Source organism: Sphingomonas aerophila (assembly GCF_014199305.1).
In the GTDB taxonomy this organism is placed as follows: domain Bacteria; phylum Pseudomonadota; class Alphaproteobacteria; order Sphingomonadales; family Sphingomonadaceae; genus Sphingomonas; species Sphingomonas aerophila.
On record NZ_JACIJK010000028.1, the window covers coordinates 1 to 2,410 of the forward strand.

Here is a 2,410-nt window from a genome sequence, read left to right on the forward strand (position 1 = left end):
TCACTCCGCTGCCGCGGCGAGGGGTGCGGGGGGTGGCGTGACCTGGTCGAGGCGGTATGCCTGGCGCACGAGGTTGTAGGTGAGGTCGACCGCGAGTTCCTGGGCATCGGCCATCGACAGCCGGTGCTCGGCGACCAGCCGGGCGAGGAAGCCGCAGTCGATGCGGCGGGACACGTCGTGGCGGGCGGGGATGGACAGGAACGCGCGGGTGTCGTCGTTGAAGCCGACGGTGTTGTAGAAGCCCGCCGTTTCGGTGGTCATCTCGCGGAAGCGGCGCATCCCCTCCGGACTGTCGTGGAACCACCAGGCGGGGCCGAGCTTCAGGCAGGGATAATGGCCGGCGAGCGGCGCCAGCTCGCGGGCGTAGGCGGTCTCGTCGAGGGTGAACAGGATCACCGACAGTTCGGCCGAGGTGCCGAACCGGTCGAGCATCGGTTTGAGCGCATGGACATAGTCGGTACGGGTCGGGATGTCGGCGCCCTTGTCGCGGCCATGGCTCAGGAACAGGCCCCGGTTGTGGTTACGGAAGCTGCCGGGGTGGATCTGCATCACCAGCCCGTCATCCACGCTCATGCCCGCCATCTCGGTCAGCATCTGGGCGCGGAACAGCTCGGCGTCGGCGGGTGACACGTCGCCGCGCATGACCCGGTCGAACAAGGCTTCGGCGTCCACCGCTGACAGGTTGGCGGTCGCGGCGGTCGGATGGCCATGGTCGGTCGAGGTGGCGCCCATCTCGGCAAAATAGGCGCGGCGCTTGCGGTGCGCGGCAAGGTAGCCCCGCCAGCTGGTCACATCCTCACCCGTCAGGTTCGCGAATGCGTCCAGCGCCGACCGGAACTGTTCGTGCTCGGGGTCGATCACCGCGTCGGGGCGATAGGCGGTGACGACGCGCCCGCTCCAGCCCGACTGCCGGATCGCCTCGTGGTGGTCGAGCCGCTCATGCGCGCCGTCGGTGGTGGCGATCAGCTCGATGTTGAAGCGCTCGAACAGGGCACGCGGGCGAAAGGCCGGGGTCGCCAGCGCTTCCCCGATCCGGTCAAAGATCAGGTCCGCGCTGTCCGGGTCGAGGGCGACCTCGATGCCGAACACCACCGCGAGCACATGGTCGAGCCAGATGCGCGACGGCGTGCCGCGAAACAGCTTCTGGTGGCTGGCGAACACGCGCCATGCCTCGCGCGGGTCGGTCGCGGGCGGGCCGTTCCGGTCGGCAACGCCGAGCGAGGCGAGGCTGACGCCCTGGCTGTAGAGCATCCGGTAGAGATAATGGTCGGGCGCCAGCAGCAGTTCGGTGGCGTTGGTCCAGGGCCGGTCCTCGGCGAACCAGGCAGGGTCGGTGTGCCCGTGCGGGCTGACAATGGGCAGGTGCTCGACCGAGGCGAACAGGTCGCGCGCGACCGTGCGGGTGCCGGAATCGGCGGGGAGCAGGCGGTCGGGGTGGAGGTGCAGGGGAACCATGGGAAACTCCGTGGATCAGGCCAGCGCGTCGCGGACACGCCCGGAAACGATCGGGCCGAGTGCCCGCACAACAGCGTCGCGGAACGGGGCGCTGCTGGCGAGCGCGGGCGAAAACACCGCGTCGAGCGACAGCATCGCTTGCGCAAGCGATGCCGCGTCGCCCGCAGAACCGGCCCGCGCCAGCAACTCGTCGGCGAGCGGGTCGGTGACAGTCTCGCCCCGTGCCGCGCGCTCGCGCAGGAAGCCGATCCAGCCGGCGACCGCGACCCCGATCCGGTCGACCGGGCGGCCCGCCGCGACCTGCTCCGCTGCCGTGTCGAGCAGGCGGTAGGGGAGCTTCTTGGACCCGTCCCAGGCGATCTGGGCCAATTGGTGCCGGATCGCCGGATTGCGGAACCGCTCGAACACGGAGGCGGCATAGGCGCCGGGGTCCAGCCCCGCCGTGCCGCGTAGCGTCGGCAGCACCTCGTCGCGGACCAGCGCCTGGACAAACGCCGACAGGCCCGGGTCGCCCATCGCGTCCGAGACGCTGTGGTGGCCAAGCAGCAGCCCCAGATAGGCGAGCGTCGAGTGCGACCCGTTCAGCACCCGCAGCTTGGCCTGCTCCCAGGCGGCGACATCGGCGGTCAGCGTCACGCCCGCGCCCGAAAGGTCCGGCGAGCCGGGCAGTGCCACGTCCTCCAGCACCCATTGCACGAACGCCTCGCGCTGGACGGCAGCGGCGTCCTCGACGCCCAGCGCTTCTGCCGCGCGGGCGAGATGCGCCGCATCGGTGGCTGGCGTGATCGAGTCCACCATGGAGTTGGGGAACGCGACCGCCGCCGCGATCCACTCGGCCAGTGCCTGGTCACGGGTCGCGGCCAGGGCGACGGTCGCCGCCCGCAGCTTCGCACCGTTGCCGGCCATGTTGTCGCAGCACAGCACCGCAAAGGGCGCCGTGCCCGCCGACGCCCGC

General features: G+C 70.9%; 2 protein-coding genes. Both read right to left on the reverse strand.

Going from position 1 to position 2,410, the window contains the following annotated elements:
- Window positions 1–1,455, reverse strand: coding sequence for a glucuronate isomerase (gene uxaC, locus FHS94_RS19055; RefSeq protein WP_184060882.1), 1,455 nt, complete (start codon window positions 1,453–1,455; stop codon window positions 1–3).
- 15 nt (window positions 1,456–1,470) lie between these two features.
- Window positions 1,471–2,410 (reverse strand): mannitol dehydrogenase family protein (locus tag FHS94_RS19060; protein ID WP_184060884.1); only part of this gene is annotated, 940 nt, incomplete at its 5' end.